Source organism: Brevibacillus schisleri (assembly GCF_055685845.1).
In genome coordinates this window covers 5,029,116-5,049,620 of the sequence record NZ_JBVNDM010000001.1, presented here as the reverse complement: position 1 = coordinate 5,049,620, position 20,505 = coordinate 5,029,116, and the positions used below count along the sequence as shown (strand labels likewise).

Here is a 20,505-nt window from a genome sequence, read left to right as displayed (position 1 = left end):
GAGATACATACGATGAAAGACCAACAAAAAGCGATTCTTGCGGCATTACTGAACGCAGGGATTACCGGCTTGTCGTTTTTGTTTCTGAAAATGGCACTCGCTGTAACCAATCCGGTTGATACTTTGGCACACCGTTTTACCGTGGCATTTATCGTTGCTTCTATCCCGATCTTGTTTGGGTGGATCAAGCTGTCCATCAAACCAAAAGACATGCTCACGATTATACCGCTCGCCATGCTGTACCCCATTCTGTTCTTTACCCTTCAGGCGTTTGGATTGGTGTATACCACTTCGTCTGAGGCGGGAATTATTCAAGCAACCGTTCCGATTTTTACTATGGTCATGGCGGCATTCTTTTTGGGAGAGTCTTCTACGTGGCTGCAAAAGCTGTCCACGCTTTTATCCGTCGGAGGTGTCGTGTACATTTTTGCAATGAAGGGGTTGGGTGTAAGCTCAGGCTCAGGGAGCAGTATCGGTACCATTCTCATCCTGTTATCTGCGTTTTCTTTGGCGGGGTATAGTGTTCTGGCGAGGAAAATGACAAAGTCCTTTCATTATATAGACATGACGTATATGGTGGCGTTACTCGGATTTTTGTTTTTTAACGGCTGGTCAGTCATTCGCCACAGTGCAGAGGGGACTTTATCGACCTATTTTGCTCCTTTCGCCAGTTCGACATTTATCATCTCGATTGTATTTTTGGGGATTCTGTCCTCGCTCATGACGTCCTTTATGACCAACTTTGCCTTGTCCAAGATGGAGGCATCCAAACTCAGCGTGTTTAACAATTTGTCTACGTTGGTTACGATCGTGGCAGGCGTTATCTTTTTGCAGGAACAACTGGCATACTACCATCTCATTGGCGCAGTGATGATTATTATCGGGGTGATTGGGACGAATTTCCTAGGGGCAAAATTAAAAAAACAGAAGCACACGCCTCAATCGAAATCTACATCTGTGTGAGAAAAAGAGAAAGGATACGCAACAGAGCGAATGTTTATTCATTGGCTCTGTTTGTTTTTGAGGAGGAATCGTTCGTGAAACTGTTTACAAATCGTATCATACACGATATAGTTACCTAGATTGTGAGTATAATGACATATGGTGAGATGACGGAATGAAAAAAATTATACATCTGGATTCGATTGAAAAGAGATTTGCAGATACTGTCGTCGTCCCCTCTTTTTCTCTCTCCATTGAAGAAGGGGAGTTTTTGACGTTACTCGGCCCCAGCGGCTGTGGGAAAACGACACTGCTGCGAATGATTGCTGGTTTTGAGCAGCCAACGACCGGGGAAATTTTCCTAGACGAAAAGCCCCTTAGCCATGTGCCACCGTATCAGCGCGATATGAACATGGTGTTCCAGCAATATGCTTTGTTTCCACACATGACCGTGGAGCAAAACATCCTGTTTGGCTTGAAAATGAAAAAAGTGAACACAGCTGAACAACAAAAGCGTTTGGAGGAAGTACTTCAGTACGTCCAACTGACAGAATTGCGGAAACGTACGCCAAAGCAGCTATCTGGCGGACAACAGCAGCGCGTAGCAATCGCACGGGCGATTATTAACAACCCACGCGTTCTGCTTCTGGACGAGCCATTAGGTGCTTTAGACTACCAATTGCGAAAAAGTTTGCAGCTTGAACTGAAAAACTTGCAGAAAAACCTAGGGATAACGTTCATTTACGTTACCCATGACCAAGAAGAAGCGATGGCGATGTCCGATCGAATCGCGGTCATGAACAAGGGACGAATTGAACAGATTGCTTCTCCAGCAGAGATTTACAACTCCCCGCAAACCTTGTTTGTGGCTACCTTTATTGGGGAAAACAACATTTTCCGGGAAAACGGAACGAATGCAGCGGTACGTCCGGAAAAGATCAAGTTGTACCCGGTTGACTCCGACAAGGACAAGCACAAGAAGCTGGGCACCATTGCTGACGCAGTGTTCCTCGGCAATTTGCGCAAGGTATTTATCCGCCTTGAGGGGCAGGATATGACCGTAATGGCACATCAGTACGCAGGTGACGGTCTGGACTGGCAGGTGGGAGATCAAGTGGCCATTGGCTGGGCACAGACGGACGAGGTGATCCTTCCTTGTTAAACAAGAAGCCGGTAAAACTGCTCGCGCTTCCCGCCCTTTTATGGATGGGTGCGCTTTTCGTCCTGCCTATGCTTATGATCGCCATACTGTCTTTCCTCAAAAGAGGCACGTACGGGCAAGTTGTCTATGAGTTTACCCTGAACAATTACATTCGTATTTTCGATCCGTTGTATGGCCAAATTTTTTGGGATACGTTGGTCGTAGCGGTTTTAACAACTGTATTTTCGATTTTGTGCGGCTATCCGTTGGCGTATTACATTTCACGGCTGGAAAAATCGACTCAGCAAATATGGCTGTTGCTCGTGATGATTCCGTTTTGGATCAATTTCTTGGTTCGTTCCTATGCGTGGGTAATCATCCTGCGTTCGCAAGGCGTAATCAATACGTTCCTGCAATCGCTGGGCATTATTTCGGAGCCGCTGCCACTTCTGTACAATTCGGGTTCTGTCCTGCTCGGGATGGTGTACACGCTTATGCCGTTCATGGTACTGCCGATTTATGTGTCACTGGAGCAGATGGATCGCCGCAAGCTGGAAGCAGCGTATGATCTGGGTGCAACACCTTGGAAGGCTTTCTGGCACGTGACTCTGCCAATGACCAAGACAGGTGTCGTCACTGGATCGATCCTCGTATTTGTTTCTTCCATCGGGATGTTCGTCGTTCCGGATGTCATGGGAGGAGCGAAATCGGCTCTGATCGGAAACGTCATTCAAAATCAATTTTTGTCTGCCCGTGACTGGCCGTTTGGTTCTGCCTTGTCCATCGTGCTGATGCTATTGTCCATGCTGTTGATTCTTCTTTATTTCCGCGCTACCAAAGCGAGCGAGACAAAGGAGGGATCAGCATGAAAACATTACGTCGAAACGCACTATCAGGATACTCATGGCTGATGCTGGTCTTTTTGTATCTGCCAATCTTGATCCTTGTCCTTTATTCGTTCAATGATTCACGGATCAACGCTACGTGGACTGGTTTTACGTGGAAGTGGTACGTTTCTTTGTTTGAAAACAGGCAGGTCATGCAAGCGCTGATGAACAGTTTGACGATTGGGGTTATCAGTAGCGTCATTGCAACGGTATTGGGTACGGCTGCTTCTCTGGCGGTTAAGCACTTTTCCCTGCGTTGGAGCAATATCTTCAACGGGTTAATGTACTTGCCGATCGTCATCCCGGAGATCATGATGGGGTTGGCTATGCTCGTGCTATTTAGTCAGGTACAGATGGAGCTGGGGAAAGTGACCCTGATCCTGGCGCATGTTACGTTTAGCATGCCCTATGTAATGGTTATTATTTCTGGACGTTTGGCTGATATGGGCAAAGAACTAGAAGAAGCGTCTCAAGATTTGGGAGCAACTCCATGGGAGACATTGCGCTATGTGACGCTGCCCCTGATCATGCCAGGGATCATCGCAGGCTTCCTGATGTCGTTTACCCTGTCGCTGGACGATTTCATTATTTCGTTCTTCGTGGCTGGTCCGAATTCGACTACATTGCCACTCTACATTTATGGGTTGGTAAAACGAGGCGTTTCGCCAGAAGTGAATGCACTCTCGACACTTTTGATCGTGAGCACCGTGCTGTTGGTTGTGGTGGCAGAGATTTTCCGCCGCAAAGACTCGAAAAATAATCAATCCATCTTTTAGAACCATCATGGAGTTTTCATAAGGCAATCCCATAACTGATTTGGAGGTTGAGAGGAAAAAATGAAACGTTTCAAGTCCTTGATGATCGGCGCTCTGACCGCCGTACTTGCGGTGACTGCTGTAGGCTGCTCATCGTCATCTGAGCAAGAGCAACAAGTATTGAATATTTACAGCTGGGCAGACAACTTCGACCCAGACGTCATCAAAGGTTTTGAGCAAAAATTCAACGTGAAGGTCAACTATGATGTATACGGCAGCAACGAAGAAATGCTGGCAAAAATTCAAGCAGGTGCATCTGGCTACGACCTGATTCAGCCTTCCGACTACATGGTAGGTACCATGATTCAACTGGGTCTCCTGGAAGAACTGAACAAAGCGAACATCCCGAACATGGGCAATATCGTGTCTACGTTCAAGACACCTCCTTTTGACAAAGAAAACAAGTATTCACTCGTATATACATGGGGAATTACCGGGATCGCTTACAACAAGAAATATGTAAAAGAAACCCCGACAAGCTGGAATGATCTGTGGAACGAAGCTTACAAGGGCCGTGTCATCATGCTGAATGACCCTCGTGAGGTTATGGGAATGGCATTGATCAAAAATGGCTTCTCCAATAGCACGACGAACAAAGAGGAACTGGAAAAGTCCTTTGCTGATTTGAAAAAAGTAGTACCGAATGTTGTTGCTTTTGATACAGACAACATCAAGCAAAAGATGATTGCGGAAGAAGCGTGGATCGGAACGGTTTGGTCCGGTGACGCGGCTTTCATTCACGCACAAAATCCAGATGTAGAGTACGTCATTCCAAAAGAGGGCGCAACGATCTGGGCAGACACGATGGCAATTCCAAAGGGCGCTAAGAACAAGGAAATGGCTGAGAAGTTCATCAATTACCTGATGGACCCAGAGGTCAGTGTGAAAAACTACGAGTCTATCGGTTACAGTAACCCGAACGAAAAAGCATACCCACTGCACAGTGAAGAATACCGTGCCAACAAGATGGTCTTCCTGGATACAGCAGACATTGCCCGTGCGGAGTGGCTGGTGGATGTAGGAGAAACCTTGCAGCAATACGACCGCTACTGGACTGAAATGAAGAGCGGCAGATAAATAGTGGTGAACGAACCGAGATGGAGCATTTCCGTCTCGGTTTTTTTGTTTTTATTTTGTCTGGGAGCCTACTCTTCGGCTTGAAAGGGGAATAGAGCGAGGGCATTGGAAAAATAATAAGGGGACACCATATATTGGGGCAAACATAAGATGACAACCAACATGATATCTGAATCCGTTAGCGAGACGCGAGAAAAATTATGGGATCACATGCGAAATCCGCGAATGGTGTTTCGTACCCTTTCTTGTGGAACCAATAGCTTGTTGCTAGCCTACCTACCCTATCTAGTCGATACGGTCATTCTTCAGCAGGTGTTGCTTCCTTATTTCGAAAGATTACCTGACGAAAAGATCGATCCTGATACGATTTTGGGGAATGTTCCTGTTGCTCATGTCACCAAAACCATGGATTACAGACAAGTCAGCGATTATCTGGTGAGGGGATGGGTTTACCTTCAAATCGAAGGAATAGCGTGCGGGATTCTTCTCTATGTAGCAAGAATACCGAGTCGTTCTTTGGGAGAGGCTCAGGTCGAAACCCAGATTTTCGGTCCTCAGGTTTCTTTTACAGAAGACTTGGAAACCAATTTAGGGGTTCTACAGGGATATCTTTCAACTGATTTGCTTACCAACGTAACTATTACGATTGGGAAACGTAGCTGGACGAATGTGGAAGTATGCTACATGGAGGAACTGGCGGCTCCTGAAAATGTTCAAACCTTCATTCAGCGTTTACGAGATCTAGATATAGACGGTGTGGTTGACAGCGGAAAATTGGTTCAACTGATTGATGACAATACGTTCTCTATTTTTCCACAGCTAATCCTGACAGAACGACCTGATCATGTAAGTGAAGCCCTGTTGGAAGGAAAGGTAGTCGTATTTGTCGAGGGGAGCCCGTTTGCTATCGTCGGTCCCAGTTCCTTCGTGGACTTTTTCAAGTCCAATGAAGATCTTTATATCCGGTGGCAAATGGCTTCCTTCATTCGATTGTTACGTTTCTCGGCCCTTTTTGTCTCTTTGTTTTTTACTGCTACTTACGTGGCTGCACTTACGTTCCATTATGAAATGATTCCATCTGCTCTCCTTGTATCGCTCGTAAAGTCTCGTTCCAAGGTACCTTTTCCCCCCTTGTTTGAAGCTTTGCTGCTTGAGATGATTATTGAATTCTTGCGGGAGGCTGGTGCGAGACTTCCTTTTAAAGTTGGGCAAACGATAGGGATCGTCGGCGGTATCGTAATTGGACAGGCAGCGGTTGCAGCAGGTTTTACCAGTAACATATTGATCATGATTGTGGCGCTCAGTGCATTAGCTTCCTTTACTTTTCCTTCCTACATGATGAGTACGGCAGTCCGAATCCTCCGCTTTCCGATTATCGTGTTAGCTGGGATTTGGGGAGGGTTTGGTATTATGCTAGGTGCGTCTTTTCTCTTGATACACATCCTGCGTCAATCAAGTCTGGGACGTCCGTTTTTTCTTCCCTTTTTTCCTTTTCGCTTGCAGGATATTAAAAACAGTCTGATCCGGTTTCCTTTTTACTCTCTCGGCAAGCGTCCGGCTATGACACGTTCTCCTGACGATACCCGTGTGCCTGATGAGGCCGGGAAAAAAAGACCAGTTCAGTAGTTAGGTGTTGAATGAGAATGTCAATGTCACGGTCCACTTTTCGTCGAAATACCCACATGGCTATCAGCGTATCGCTTGCGTTATTTATGGTTCATAGCAATCAGGTTGGAATCGGCATAGCGGGCGTACAACGCTTTATTTATGATAGGGTGCAGCAAGACGCCTGGATTTCGGTCATTATAGCAGGCATTATGACCCATATAGCAGCATGGTTCATGCTAAAAATCTTAGCGAAATACAAAGACATGGATTTGTATGACATTCATCAAACGGTATTTGGAAAATGGCCTGCACGCGTTCTTAATTTCATCTTTATCGTATATATCATGGGCTCTGCCTTAACGATCTTGAGAGGGTACATCGAGATCATTCAGTCATGGATGTTTCCAGGAGTGCCTTCCTGGATATTAAATGCCTCCTTGCTTTGCCTGGCCATTTATGGAGTGACGGGTGGTATTCGGGTGCTGGCTGGCATTAGCTTTTTTTCTGTCGGGTTGACGCTTTGGCAGTTACTGCTCTTGGTTTACCCCATGCAATACGCCGATTTTCATTTATTGCAGCCAGTCTTTCATCATGATCTTGTAGAGCTTATGGACGGTGCGAAGAAGATGTCTTTTTCCATCATCGGATTTGAGATTATTTTGTTCATCTATCCGTTTGTGAAGGAAAAGGAAATGCTACCGCGATATGTACATGGTGGCCTGTTCATGACCACCTTCTTGTATGTGGCAGTCATGCTGGTTACACTCTTGTACTTTCAAGGGGAACAGCTTCAGCATCTTATCTGGGCAACGCTAATGATGATGAAAATTGTAGAGTTTCCGTTTTTGGAGCGTTTTGAGTTTGTGTCCATCTCACTGTGGATGCTCATCATGCTGGATAATTTGCTGATGAACCTGTGGGTAGCCATGCGGGGGGTTCACCATATTAGTGGGGTCAAGGAGAGAATGGCCCTTATCGGGATTGTTGGTGTTATGTTTTTTGCAAGCAATTTTTTGGAAACACGCCAGTCGATTAATCTCATCACGGATATTTTCGGTGGAGTAGGTTTCTATATCATTTTTATTTATCCGATCGTGCTTTATATAGTGATTCGGCTGTTTCGGAAGGGAGCGGTCCGGACATGAAAAGGTTACGTTTGCTTGTTCACTATTTATTAGTGGTCGTGTTATTGAACGGCTGTGGGGAGCAACATGTATTAGAAAAGTTGGGACTGGCGGTTGCAGTGGGGTACGATCTTAGTAAAGACGGAAAGCTGTTAGGTACCACGGTGTTTTATCAAATTGATCCGGAGGCACGTGAGTTGGTCACTGTGATTTCTGGCACAGCCCATACAAGCAAAGGACTTACCGTTGCACAGAACAGGGAGTCTTCCAAAAAAATTGTAGGCGGTCAAATTCGCGTCGTGGTCTACCACGATGAGTTAGCACGTAAAGGAATCCTGTCTCTTGTGGAAAACTTAACGCGTGATGCCTCCATTGGAAGCAATGTCTATTTAACGGTAGCCAAAGGAAGAGCGTATGATATTTTGACACATCGCTACCCCGAGAACAGCAACATTGGAATTTACCTCTATCAAGCCATACGACAGAACGTCGAAGGAGAGAATATGATCTCCTCGAAACTTCATGAGTTCATGAAAGATTATTATGCAATGGGGAAAGATCCCGTGATGCCTTATATCGAAAGAGTAAAGAACGAATTGCATATTAATCAAATTGGTCTGTTTCGAGATCAAAAACTGGTGGCAGAGATTACAACAAGAGAAGGGTTTTTCCTCAAGATATTACGTGAGCGTTACAATAAGGGGGAATTGGAAATAAACATTTCCCTCGATAAAAAGCGTCTTTTTACTGTCATTGAACATATCTCAAGCAAAAAGCAAATTAAAGTACTGGATTTGGAGAAACCCAGATTTTCTGTGAAAGTCAAGATGACAGCGCAGATTCAGGAAATGGCTGAAAAGATTGATTTATCAAAGCCTGAGCAGTTGAAAAAGGTACAAAAAGCAATCGAACTGGCTGTGAAAAAAGAGACGGAACAATTACTGGAAAAGTTAAGAAAACACGATGTAGACCCGGTAGGATTTGGGGAAATCTACAATATAGCCATTCAAAAGAGCGGGAAAAAGAAATTGAGTAAAGATGAATGTCGGGAAATCATGAAAAAGGCGAAATATGAGGTGGATGTCGAGATCAAGATTTTACGTACAGGCGTCATTGGGTAATCGGAACAAAAATAAATAGACAAGCTACAACCCCGGGTGAGATAGTGAGGGGGAGGTGAGAAAAAATGGAAAACAGGCAGTCTGTACAAACCGGCTTTCTCGAAACAAATGGCGCACGCATTTACTATGAAGTAGCAGGGGAAGGCGAACCGCTCTTATTGATCCACGGCTTCAATCTGGATACAAGGCTATGGGATGCCCAGCTGCAAGCATTTGCACAGACGTATAAGGTCGTTCGCTTTGATATCCGCGGGTTCGGTAAAACACTGGCGACTGACGTTCCTTATACCTTGTATGACGATGTGAAAGCAGTTCTGCAAGGGCTTGGTATCGAAAAAGCGCATGTGGCTGGGCTTTCGTTTGGGGGAATGGTCGCGCAGGAGTTCGCCCTTGCTTATCCGCAGATGGTGAGCAGCTTGATTCTGGTTGCGTCCGGCTTGTTTGTCCACCCAAGAAGTGAACAAAGGCTGCACGATGTAGAACGCTTTAATCAAGTATGTCAGCGTGGCACGACAGAGGAAGCGTTGGAAATGACGGCACAAATGTGGTTTGACGGTCCTGGTCAGCCAGTAAATGAGCAAGCTCGCGAAGCGCGTAACCGCTTTAAAGAAATAAACAGACACGCCTTTTCACTGCCGGAGTTTGGAGTTGGATTGGAAACTTTATCCCCATCACCAATCGAGCGCTTGGAAGAAATCAAAGCCCCGACACTCGTTATTGCAGGAGGGCGGGATTATCCTGATTTTTTACAGATCGCCGATGTGTTAGGTGAGCGGATTACAGGCGCAAAAAAAGTCATCCTGCCTGATTCAGCGCATATCCCACCGATGGATCAACCAGAAGTATTCAACAAGCTTGTCCTGGAATTTCTCGCACAAAACATTGTAAAATCATCCTAATACAGTTTAAAAAGGCACGGATCGGACAGAATTTCCGTTCATGCCTTTTTTTGTTTTCAACACTTTGCCACAACAGATAGCCCGATGGAGCCATATAGAGTCTCGTACTAATCTGATAGGATTAAGGACGAAATAAGGAAGCAGGTGACAGGGTGACATACAACATCAGACAATATACGGTTATGTTTTTGCTCGCCTTCTTACTTGTACTGACAACGGGTATGACAACTGCTTACGCCCACGCTGGCTTAATGAGCAGCTCCCCACAAGATGGTGAGGTACTGAAGGCGAATCCAGGACAAATATCTGCGCGGTTTACCGAAACTTTGGAGCCGGATCTTGTTAACGTGCGTTTATTTGATTGGAATGGCAAGGAAATAAAACTGGAGCGGCCGACATTGCAGCCGGGTGATGCCTCACAGTTGAATGCGAATTTGCCGAGCGATTTGGCTGAGGGGACTTATTCGGTTATCGTGACGGTCGTTTCCGAGGACGGGCATCCGATCTCAGAGAAGCTCACGTTTTCCATCGGACAAAAAAGTGCAGTGGTGGTTCCCCCAAATGAGCAAAAAGCAGATTCAAGCTACTTGATCATGTACCGCTATTTGGCGCAAGGAATTATTCTCGTCGGTGGCGGGTTGTACCTGGTAGCGTGGGCAGCACAGCGTCATGGTTTGCCTTCGCTTGCCCAGCTCATCGGGATTGGCAGACAAATCGGCTGGAGTTTGGCGATCATTGGACTTATATTTTTGTGGTTCCTGTACGACGAATCGTTAACCACTGTATCACTCACGCAAGCACTGTGGCAGATGGACGGGAACTTGCTCAGTCAGTCTCCATTTGCGATCATGCTGCTGGCGTCCTTTGCCCTATTGTTATTGATTGCGATCCCCAATATGGTGTCTGGCTGGTATGTGGGAATTTGGGTTCTATTGATCTGCGCGCAAGCTTTTGGCGGTCATGCATGGGGCATTGCTCCTGTCTGGCTGTCCATTTTGCTGAGACTGTTGCATGTTTTGACGGTCGCTGTGTGGATGGGGGCACTTGTCTACTTGTTACTTACAGTCAAAGCGGTTGAACGAGGACAGGAGTCGTTCAAGAAGTTCTTTTTGCAGACAGTTGCGGTGGCGGCAGTGCTTGCCGTCGTGACGGGCGTTGTCATGCTCATCGTGCAGACGGATGTCATGAATATTATCCAGAGTGCAACAGCATGGAGTTATCTGTTATACGGAAAAATAGCAAGTGTCTGCCTCATGCTTCTTCTGGCCTTTAGGCAAACCAGACGCTGGCGGACGAAAAATTCCTTGAAGCCCGCTTACTTGCGTTGGGAGATTGTATTCGGGATTATCGCTATTCTGGCCGGACTTTGGATGAGCCAAATCAACTACCCGACTGCGACGACAAATAATCAAGCCGTAATTCAAACAGATTCCAACTAGGGAGGATTTATCTGATGAAAATGAAAAAATGGATGAGTAGTGTACTGGTAGCAGGTGCAGTTTTGACGTTGGCGACAGCAGCACAAGCACATGTGAACGTCTATCCGAAAGAGACTACTACAGGCTCCTATGAAAAATACACCGTGCGTGTCCCAGTTGAAAAAGACGTCAACACGACAAAAGTAAAGGTGGAATTCCCGGCTGGTGTGAAGGTAAATTCCGTGCAACCGATTCCGGGCTGGTCCTACGAGTTCGAGAAAGATAAAGACGGTGTGAACACAGCACTTGTGTGGACAGCCACAGAAGGCGGAATCAAGGCGCATGAGTTCCAAGAGTTCACGTTTGTCGGGGCAAACCCAAAAGAAGAGGGCCAATTGGCTTGGAAGGCTTATCAGACCTATGCAAATGGCGAGGTTGTGGAATGGACAGGGGACAAGGATTCCAACACGCCAGCGTCTGTCACTACCATTAAGGCTGGTGTAGGCGAAGCAGGGCATGAGCATGGACAAGAACAAAAGCCGACAACCGCTCCTGCTGGAGAAGCGGCTGGTGCAGGCAGCAACAATACCTTGCCATTGGTACTTTCTGGTTTGGCGTTGCTGATCTCTATCGTTGGCCTGTTTAGAAAAAAAGCGTAAGTACTTCCTAATGAAGCTGTGCAGTGTGTCCAATCATGCTGCACGGCTTTTTCCATTGTGTGGCAATTAAAAACATTCTATAATAGCTGTAATTACTTTCGGAGGTGTATATCACATGTTAAAAACACTATTCAGAGCAAGCAAGTACACGGAAGGAAAAATACGAACGGCAGCATGACGCGGACGCATTTTGCACAGTAGAGGATTGTAGAGGTACGATCAGTATGTGAAAACGGAACGCGTCATCTGCCTAAAAAAAGGTGGATACTGCTTCCATGTTCATGAATGCGACAAAAGTATATATGATCAAAAGTTTTTTGACCTCCCTGGCCAATACGACCATGTTCACGACCTATGCGCTTTACTACATTGTGACACTGGGCTTTAATCCGTTTGAATTGCTAGTGATCGGGACGGTATTGGAGTTATCCGTGTTGGTGCTTGAAGGGATAACGGGAGTAGTGGCGGATACGTACAGTCGCCGTCGCTCCGTCATTCTCGGGATGTTTTTTCTAGGAATCGGATTTGCGATGCAGGGGATCGTTCCCGCGCTTGATGCTTGGGTACCGATGATTTCTGTCTTCGGTTTGGTGCTGTTTTCGCAAGTCGTCAGTGGTCTTGGGTATACATTTATTAGTGGAGCGGATACTGCATGGATTGTGGATGAGGTCGGGGAAGAGAAGATCGGTACGATTTTCATGAAGGCCAAGCGCTACTCCTTGTTTGGGAATCTGCTCGGGATTGCACTTAGTGTGGCATTGGCAACACTCGCTCCTAATTTACCTTTCCTCATAGGTGGCCTCATGTATCTGGGGCTTGGTGTCTTTCTGATTCTGTTCATGAAGGAGACCGGATTTATTCCTCGTGAACGTGAGCAAGGTGCTTCCCACGTGAAGGAAATGATTCAGACGTGGACTTCGGGTGCCAAAGTGATTCGCAGTCAGCCGATTCTCATGCTGATCTTGTTCGTGACGCTATTTACGGGTGCAGCCTCAGAAGGGTATGACCGTTTGTGGGAAGCGCATTTGATCGCAGAAATTGGTTTTCCAGAGCTCGCTGCTATTTCGATGCCCATGTGGTTCGGGATCATTGCCGCACTCGCAAGCTTGCTCAGCCTCATCGTAGTAGGCGTTGTGGAAAAAAGGCTGGATGTGAACAATGAGCGGGTTGTCCTTGTAGGCATGTTCACGTTGACGGGGCTCAAAATTGCAGTAATGATAGCTTTTGCCTTTTCTCCTAGCTTTAGCTGGGCATTAGTTGCATTGCTGTTGATCGGTGTGATCCAGTCATTGAGCAGTCCGCTGTATGATACGTGGCTGAATGTAAACATTGAAAGCAATGTGCGAGCGACGGTTTTGTCGATGATGGGCCAGTCCAATGCTCTGGGACAAACGGCAGGTGGTCCGGCTGTCGGATGGATTGGGACGCGTTTTTCGATTCGCGCTTCGCTCGTTGCGGCGGCGATCTTGTTGGCACCGATTCTGATTGTGTTCGGACGTGCGCTTAGAAGGCGCTGATTCACATACACAGTGTAACAAGCAAAAGGCATGTGTCCATTTTTTAGGGCGCATGCTTTTTTGTTGAGGCAATCGTTGGTTTTTGCAATCAAAACTTGCGAACAAACGTTCTCTTTTGGTATGATGATCTCAACAATAAGAAGACACATTTTGTGGTGGTGACAGCCTGATGATTCAGGAGTTGAGAAGGTACGCAGCGAGGCAGCAAGCAGTGGAGATCATCTATTTGAAGAAGGATGGAGAGGCTAGCAGGCGTACGATTCGTGTGGTTCATATCGATGGGAACAAAGGGAGCTTGAAAGCATACTGTTATAGGAGAAAGGCGTATCGTGTATTTGTGTTGGAAAACATTTTGGCGATCGCACCTGCGTCAGGGTATTTTGCCGGATAAAAAGGAATCATCCTCCATGCCCCCAGCCTATTCCAGTCATACTATGTTATACTAAATAGGTAAACAACTTCAAAAAAGAGGAAGGGCGGGGACAACAATGGAGTTCTTCATTGTCATCGTCATCATGTTCTTGATCGTAGTATTTGTCTTAGCGTCCAAAGCTGCAAAAGGCGGAAGTGGGCGCTCTCATTCCTCTTCAGACAGCGGGGGCGGAGCCTTCTATGTAGACAGCTCTCACAATCACCATCATCGAAGTCACGATTCAAATGATCGTTGGGATAGCTATGACAGCGGAAGCGATAGCGGTAGTGGTGGAGACAGCGGAGGCGGCGGCGGGGGAGATTGACGCTGTTGCATTTTGTTTCATTATGGTACAATAATTGGGAAATATGATTCCAAACCTGAATGGTAGGTTTGCTAAAGGAGAGATGTTTTATGGTAGCCATCAATTTTGTTCAGAGTGTCGTAGTCGGGGTCACGGGAATCCTCCTTTCAAGCGAACAGTAATATCGTTCACCAAATGAGGATTCGACTGTGACTGGTTCTGGCTGATAGCCATATATCTAACCAATTGCAGGGGGAATCCGCAGTGAATCAAACAACCAATCAACAAGTATTGCAATCTATGGGCTGGAATGAGTATTTTGCTAATCATTTTACCCCTTATGCTGAGCAAGGCTTCAGTGTGGGACGTATCACACTTGAACATAAACGCATTTATCGTCTGTGGAGTGAGCATGGCGAGCTCCTAGGCGAGGTAACAGGTAAGCTTCGTTATGAGGCAACCGGACGAGAAGATTTTCCGGCTGTCGGGGACTGGGTAGTGATCAGTGCCCGCCCAGAGGAAATGAAAGCCTCGATCCACGGACTTCTTCCACGTAAAAGCAAGTTTTCCCGCAAGGTAGCTGGGGATACAGTGGAAGAGCAGATTGTGGCTGCGAACGTCGATACGGTTTTCCTCGTGAATTCCTTAAATAATGATTTAAATTTGCGCAGGATTGAACGTTATCTCATTCTTGCGTGGGAAAGTGGAGCCAATCCGGTGATTGTGCTTTCCAAAGCAGATTTGTGTGACGATCTGGATGCATGTATGGCAGAGATAGAATCAGTCGCGATCGGAGTGCCTGTTCATGTAGTCAGTGCTGAGCAGGGAGAAGGACTGGATCAGCTCGCACCGTATCTGGGCGAGGGCCAGACGATTGCCTTGATGGGTTCCTCTGGTGTTGGCAAATCCACGTTGATCAATAAATTGAGCGGAGCGGAGATGCAAAAAGTCAGTGGCGTGCGTGAAGGGGATGACCGTGGCCGCCATACGACGACTCATCGCGAACTGTTCCGATTGCCGAGTGGTGCTCTCATGATCGATACACCGGGCATGAGGGAACTCCAGCTCTGGGAGGCAGATGAGGGCTTCCGCGGTGCCTTTGACGATATCGAGTCCATTGCGGAAACATGCCGTTTCAACGATTGCAAGCATATGCGCGAGCCCGGCTGTGCTGTTCAAGCTGCCATCAATGATGGATCATTGGAAAAGGCACGCTTTGACAGTTACCTAAAGCTCCAACGCGAATTGGCACATCTGGCACGCAAAGAAGACGCAAGGCTTGCTGCTGCTGAAAGGGATAAATGGAAGAAGCTCAACGTTCAAATGCGGGAGAAAAAACCAAAAAGATAAGTACGTGAGCCCTTGAGAAATCAGGGCTCTTTCCTTTAGTTGGGCAAGTAAGCGCTTCCTTTTCCTTTCAGAAATTAACGCTTGCTCACAACGCTGGAGTTATGATAGATTTGGTCAATACTCGTTATTACACTTCGAAAAAGATAGGTAGCTCGTATAATTTTGGGAATAAGGCCCAACCGTTTCTACCAGGTGACCGTAAATCACCTGACTACGAGTGAAAGTGCGTCTAGGGTTCCGTCTCTTTCTTTCCTATTTCAATCATAGGGTTGAAAGAAAGCTGGTCCGAGTGGCGCAGGCACGAATGATGTGTCACACCTAAGGGATAAAAGCCCAGAGGGACAGTTTCACTTGGCGTTGGTTCGTTACGTAGCCCGCTTGTGACACTGTCCACTCTGGGCTTTCTATATTTCAGCAGGCCGCAAGTAAAAATGGCCGGAACCATATCTGAGGAGGAAGAATTGATGAAAGAATTACAAGAGCGCATCGTACAGGATGGCAAGGTACTGTCGGCATCCGTTTTGAAGGTGGATGCGTTTTTGAACCACCAGGTAGATTCGCAATTGACGATGAAGATCGGGCAACGCTTTGCCGAGTTGTTCGCTGGTGAAAACATTACAAAAGTCGTGACGATTGAGGCAAGTGGAATTCATTTTGCTATGGCAACTTCCTTTGCTTTGGGTGTTCCCTTTATTTATGCGAAAAAGAAAAAAGCTGTCACGCTGACAGAGGAAGTATATTCTGCTCCAGTTCATTCCTTTACCCGTCAGGAAACGTATCAAATCAGTGTTTCCCGTCAGTATTTGTCCAAAGAAGACCGCGTATTGATTGTCGATGATTTCTTGGCTACGGGAGCTGCTCTGGTAGGGGTTACGAATATTGTCAAAGATGCCGGTGCTCATCTCGTAGGAGTTGGCGCTGTTATTGAAAAAAGCTTCCAGGAGGGCCGCGGTCTCTTGGAGCAAGCTGGCGTACGAATCGAATCATTGGCACGTATTGAATCGATGTCACCAGAAGGCATTCATTTTATTGAAGAAGAGCCTGCTCGCGTATAATCAAAAAATCAATAGGAGGTAAGGGTTCATTCATGCTAGCCAAACATAAAATTGTTACTTTGGGCTTACAGCACATTCTTGCCATGTATGCAGGAGCCGTCGTCGTACCGTTGATTATCGGTGGTGCTTTGAATCTGACTCCTACGCAAATCGCTTATTTGATTGCTGCTGACCTTTTCACATGCGGAATCGCGACGCTCTTGCAAGTCCTTGGCACACGTTATACGGGGATTCGCCTTCCTGTTGTGCTAGGCTGTACGTTTACAGCAGTAGGACCGATCATTGCGATTGCTTCTACGAGTAATCTAGCGACCGCTTACGGTGCCATCATCATATCGGGTATATTCGTTGTCTTGGCAGCCCCACTGTTTGGCAAGTTGCTACGCTTTTTCCCAACCGTGGTACAAGGTTCAGTTGTTACGATCATTGGATTGTCACTCATTCCCGTTGCGATGAACAACGCGGCTGGCGGACAAGGCATGCCGGACTTTGGACAACCGCACAATTTGCTTTTGGCTTTAGGAACGTTGGTTATCATTTTGCTTATTAATCGTTTCTTTACCGGATTTATTCGTGCAATTTCTGTTCTGCTCGGCTTGATTGTCGGTACGGCTGTCGCTTACACGATGGGGATGGTCAGCTTCGCGAATGTTGCGGAAGCCTCTTGGTTTAGCGTGGTTGAACCGTTTTACTTCGGTACACCACAGTTCAGCATTGTGGCGATCGTTACCATGATTCTCGTCAACATCATTAGCATGGCTGAGTCCACTGGTGTTTACTTTGCACTCGGTAAAGTGACCAATACAAAAGTGACGGATCAAGATGTTGTCAAAGGATTGCGCGGAGAAGGGGTCGCAATCGTACTCGGTGGCATTTTCAACGCATTCCCTTACACGGCTTTTTCACAAAACGTCGGTTTGGTTTCCTTGACTGGCATTAAATCACGCGATGTGATGATTGGTGCCGGTGGAATCCTGGTCGTTCTCGGATTACTGCCAAAGCTGGCTGCTTTGACAACGGTCATTCCTAACGCGGTATTGGGTGGGGCGATGATCGCTATGTTCGGGATGGTTGTTGCATCAGGTATCAATATTCTTTCGCAGGTTGACCTGAGCAAAAACGAAAATCTGCTGATCGCTGCTTGCAGTATCGCTGTTGGACTAGGCTCCGCTGCGGTTCCGACGATGTTTGATCAATTACCTACGTTGGCAAAAATGATGCTGCAAAATGGTATCGTGACAGGTTCTTTGACGGCAGTCATCTTGAATATCTTGCTTGTTCATACGAATAAAAAAGCATCTCAGACTGCTCCGGCAAATGTAACTGTTTCGGAAGCGTCTTAACATTAGCAGATCATGAACCGTCGTTTCCTGGTTAGACAGTAGGTGGCGGTTTTTTCTATTATGAGGCTGCGGTGGGGAGAAGAATATTTCCAGTCTAGGCTCAGTGCTCCGTCCCGCTGAGGGTGGGACTGTCCGCTCCGAAGGGATTCGCGGGGAAACGCAAAAGTGGTAGCCGCTTCGTAGCACGGGCACGGTTGCGTTTCTGTTGCCCGCGAATCCCTTCTCCGCTAAGTAGGACTCCACAAGTCGCTACGTCTGGAAATATTCTTCTCTGTCGTAACTGATTACATTCTTCCATCTTTTTAGGCATTAAAAAATCGGATCAAACGAAAAGCTCGTAGAGGAAACAGGAGAAAACAGCGAAGATCTTAGGGACACCGCCCGAGGCGCAATGAAAAAAAGAGAAACAAGCCCTTAGCGTCCACCTCTGAGACGCTCCCAGAATGGACAACTTTGGACGCGGGTTTCGCTTTTTTTCATGGAGCCGGACAGTCAATCCCCCAGCGGGTGGCCCTAGAATCTGAGTGTTTTCTCCTGTTTCCTCCCCGGCACTACAGCAACGTACTTGAGTTTCTATGTATGTGGCTGCGGTGGGGAGAAGAATATTTCCAGTCTAGGCTCAGTGCTCCGTCCTGCTGAGGGTGGGACTGTCCGCTCCGAAGGAATTCGCGGGGAAACGCAAAAGTGGTAGCCGCTACGCCGCACGGGCACGGTTGCGTTTCTGTTGCCCGCGAATCCCTTCTCCGCTAAGTAGGACTCCACAAGTCGCTACGTCTGGAAATATTCTTCTCTGTCGTAACTGATCACATTCTTCAATCTTTTAAGTCGTTAAAAGATCGGTAAACACGAAAAGTTCGTAGAGGAAACAGGAGAAAAAAGCGAAGATCTTAGGGACACCGACCGAGGCGCAATGAAAAAAAGAGAAACAAGCCCTTAGCGTCCACCTCTGAGACACCCCCCTGAATGGACGACTTTGGACGCGGGTTTCGCTTTTTTTCATGGAGCCGGGCAGTCAATCCCTCAGCGGGTGGCCCTAGAATCTGAGTGTTTTCTCCTGTTTCCTCCCCGGCACTACAGCAACGTACTTGAGTTTCTATGTATGTGGCTGCGGTGGGGAGAAGAATATTTCCAGTCTAGGCTCAGTGCTCCGTCCTGCTGAGGGTGGGACTGTCCGCTCCGAAGGAATTCGCGGGGAAACGCAAAAGTGGTAGCCGCTACGCCGCACGGGCACGGTTGCGTTTCTGTTGCCCGCGAATCCCTTCTCCGCTAAGTAGGACTCCACAAGTCGCTACGTCTGGAAATATTCTTCTCTGGCGTAACTGACTACATTCTTCATTCTTTTAAGATTTTTAAAACTCGTTATAGCATGGAAAGCTCGTAGAGGAAACAGGAGAAAACAGCGAAGATCTTAGGGACGCCGACCGAGGCGCAATGAAAAAAAGAGAAACAAGCCCTTAGCGTCCACCTCTGAGACACCCCCTGAATGGACGACTTTGGACGCGGGTTTCGCTTTTTTTCATGGAGCCGGGCAGTCAATCCCCCAGCGGGTGGCCCTAGAATCTGAGTGTTTTCTCCTGTTTCCTCCCCGGCACTACAGCTGGAATAACGTACTTTTTCAAATACGCAAAAAAGGCTTCCCCGCAATGACAAGCGTCCAACAGTGCTGGCCAAGTTTTACATACGATGACCATGTAAAACAAACTACCGCCAGAAAGGAAGGGGTGCCATGGCAACCTTTCAGGAAGCGCTCCTGGCCAAGAAGCATTTGGTCAAAAGGTGGAAGCGGATGCCGGGCGTAATTGGCATCGGGATTGGCTACGCAAACGGTAAAAACAAAAAAGGCGGCGCCTGCATTGTGATGTATACCGTCAATGCAAGTGCCGCCGTGAAGAAGAGCTGCCCGAGTTGCGTCCTTGTCAAAAGACAGGTGGCGACAGCCCATGTATCGGTTCCTGTTCGAACCGTAACCTCTGGACGGTGCCATTGTCATCCTGCTGTACGTCCTTCTGCAACGAATTATCGCAGCAGAATCAGACCTGTGATCGCTGGATATAGCATCGGCTATCCAGGGGCATCCGGAACGGCTGGGTTAATCGTTGCCCGAGGAGGCCAACGGTTTGTGTTGAGCAACAATCACGTCCTGAATCGTAACAATACGAGCGGCTATACCGAGACAATCCAGCCAGGTGGAGCCGACGGTGGTCGTTCGGGAAGAGATCGAATCGGACGCTTGTATCGGTATGTTCGACTTCGGAGAAATGCAGGTAATCGAATGGATGCAGCCCTTAGCATCCCTACTTCCAATCGACTCCTTGCCCCTCGTTATGCAACCGTGGGCAGAGTACCAGGCGTGATTCGCTCGTATGGTATCGGGCGCAGATTGAAAAAGGTGGGCCGTTCATCGGGGCTGGCATGGGGAACGGTCGAATCGATCCACACCGATATTGATGTCAGTTACGGGAACTACGGAGGACTGGGGACCATTCGTTTTCAGAACCAGACGGTCATCAGAAGTACGGTTCCCATCTCCTTGCCGGGAGATTCCGGCTCCGTTTGGCTGACTGCGGGCAATTACGCGGCGGCTGTGAATTTTGCTGGTTCAGCCAATGGGAGGCTCTCCATTTCGTATCCGGTTGTCTGGGCATTGCAAGCGTTTGGTGTTGGGATAGCAAGAGCAACAGGGAGGGCCAGCACGTCAATTGCCAAAGCAAAAAGGGTCGGGCGAACTAACACCCGTACTAGACCGCTATCTCCCGCAGAGTTAAATCGTGTCCAAACAAAAAAAGCTGCCTCCAAAAGGCAGCCGGGCAAGCGAAAGAAAAGTAGATAATAG

General features: G+C 47.3%; 18 protein-coding genes and 1 riboswitch. All 18 genes read left to right on the top strand.

The window, feature by feature from the left end:
* Window positions 1-12: 12 nt before the first annotated feature.
* Entirely contained in the window at window positions 13-963 is a 951-nt protein-coding gene (locus ACUUHJ_RS23985; protein WP_472300098.1) for a DMT family transporter, read from the top strand.
* A gap of 154 nt (window positions 964-1,117) precedes the next feature.
* Complete coding sequence (locus ACUUHJ_RS23980; RefSeq protein WP_289674109.1) at window positions 1,118-2,104, top strand: ABC transporter ATP-binding protein; 987 nt, start codon at window positions 1,118-1,120, stop codon at window positions 2,102-2,104.
* Window positions 2,105-2,148: 44 nt separating this feature from the next.
* A complete protein-coding gene (locus ACUUHJ_RS23975; RefSeq protein ID WP_049684184.1) occupies window positions 2,149-2,952 on the top strand; it encodes an ABC transporter permease in 804 nt (267 codons plus the stop codon).
* Window positions 2,949-3,746, top strand: a complete 798-nt coding sequence (locus ACUUHJ_RS23970) for an ABC transporter permease (RefSeq protein WP_015892666.1) — start codon at window positions 2,949-2,951, stop codon at window positions 3,744-3,746. The genes ACUUHJ_RS23975 and ACUUHJ_RS23970 overlap by 4 nt, the downstream gene beginning before the upstream one ends.
* Before the next feature lie 60 nt (window positions 3,747-3,806).
* Window positions 3,807-4,862 carry an ABC transporter substrate-binding protein gene (locus tag ACUUHJ_RS23965; RefSeq protein WP_015892665.1) on the top strand — a complete coding sequence of 352 codons (1,056 nt, stop codon included), beginning with the start codon at window positions 3,807-3,809 and terminating at the stop codon, window positions 4,860-4,862.
* Window positions 4,863-5,012: 150 nt separating this feature from the next.
* Entirely contained in the window at window positions 5,013-6,488 is a 1,476-nt protein-coding gene (locus ACUUHJ_RS23960) for a spore germination protein (RefSeq protein WP_472300097.1), read from the top strand.
* A gap of 17 nt (window positions 6,489-6,505) precedes the next feature.
* Complete coding sequence (locus ACUUHJ_RS23955) at window positions 6,506-7,615, top strand: GerAB/ArcD/ProY family transporter (protein WP_289674107.1); 1,110 nt, start codon at window positions 6,506-6,508, stop codon at window positions 7,613-7,615.
* A complete protein-coding gene (locus tag ACUUHJ_RS23950) occupies window positions 7,612-8,715 on the top strand; it encodes a Ger(x)C family spore germination protein (protein ID WP_289674106.1) in 1,104 nt (367 codons plus the stop codon). The genes ACUUHJ_RS23955 and ACUUHJ_RS23950 overlap by 4 nt, the downstream gene beginning before the upstream one ends.
* Before the next feature lie 65 nt (window positions 8,716-8,780).
* Window positions 8,781-9,614: an alpha/beta fold hydrolase gene (locus ACUUHJ_RS23945; protein WP_289674105.1), complete on the top strand. Its 834-nt coding sequence runs from the start codon at window positions 8,781-8,783 to the stop codon at window positions 9,612-9,614.
* Between the two features lie 152 nt (window positions 9,615-9,766).
* Complete coding sequence (locus ACUUHJ_RS23940; protein ID WP_472300096.1) at window positions 9,767-11,053, top strand: copper resistance CopC/CopD family protein; 1,287 nt, start codon at window positions 9,767-9,769, stop codon at window positions 11,051-11,053.
* 14 nt (window positions 11,054-11,067) lie between these two features.
* On the top strand, window positions 11,068-11,691 hold the full coding sequence (locus ACUUHJ_RS23935) for a YcnI family copper-binding membrane protein (protein WP_087345986.1): 624 nt from the start codon (window positions 11,068-11,070) through the stop codon (window positions 11,689-11,691).
* Between the two features lie 275 nt (window positions 11,692-11,966).
* Entirely contained in the window at window positions 11,967-13,208 is a 1,242-nt protein-coding gene (locus ACUUHJ_RS23930; RefSeq protein ID WP_472300095.1) for an MFS transporter, read from the top strand.
* Window positions 13,209-13,377: 169 nt separating this feature from the next.
* On the top strand, window positions 13,378-13,599 hold the full coding sequence (locus tag ACUUHJ_RS23925; RefSeq protein WP_289674102.1) for a WYL domain-containing protein: 222 nt from the start codon (window positions 13,378-13,380) through the stop codon (window positions 13,597-13,599).
* A gap of 97 nt (window positions 13,600-13,696) precedes the next feature.
* On the top strand, window positions 13,697-13,945 hold the full coding sequence (locus ACUUHJ_RS23920) for a hypothetical protein (RefSeq protein ID WP_472300094.1): 249 nt from the start codon (window positions 13,697-13,699) through the stop codon (window positions 13,943-13,945).
* Window positions 13,946-14,188: 243 nt separating this feature from the next.
* On the top strand, window positions 14,189-15,274 hold the full coding sequence (gene rsgA / locus ACUUHJ_RS23915) for a ribosome small subunit-dependent GTPase A (RefSeq protein ID WP_289674100.1): 1,086 nt from the start codon (window positions 14,189-14,191) through the stop codon (window positions 15,272-15,274).
* A gap of 132 nt (window positions 15,275-15,406) precedes the next feature.
* Window positions 15,407-15,508, top strand: a riboswitch (purine riboswitch).
* Between the two features lie 230 nt (window positions 15,509-15,738).
* Window positions 15,739-16,329, top strand: coding sequence for a xanthine phosphoribosyltransferase (locus ACUUHJ_RS23910; RefSeq protein WP_472300093.1), 591 nt, complete (start codon window positions 15,739-15,741; stop codon window positions 16,327-16,329).
* Between the two features lie 32 nt (window positions 16,330-16,361).
* Entirely contained in the window at window positions 16,362-17,672 is a 1,311-nt protein-coding gene (locus tag ACUUHJ_RS23905) for a nucleobase:cation symporter-2 family protein (protein WP_016743145.1), read from the top strand.
* Window positions 17,673-19,398: 1,726 nt separating this feature from the next.
* Complete coding sequence (locus ACUUHJ_RS23900) at window positions 19,399-20,502, top strand: chymotrypsin family serine protease (protein ID WP_472300092.1); 1,104 nt, start codon at window positions 19,399-19,401, stop codon at window positions 20,500-20,502.
* Window positions 20,503-20,505 lie beyond the last annotated feature (3 nt).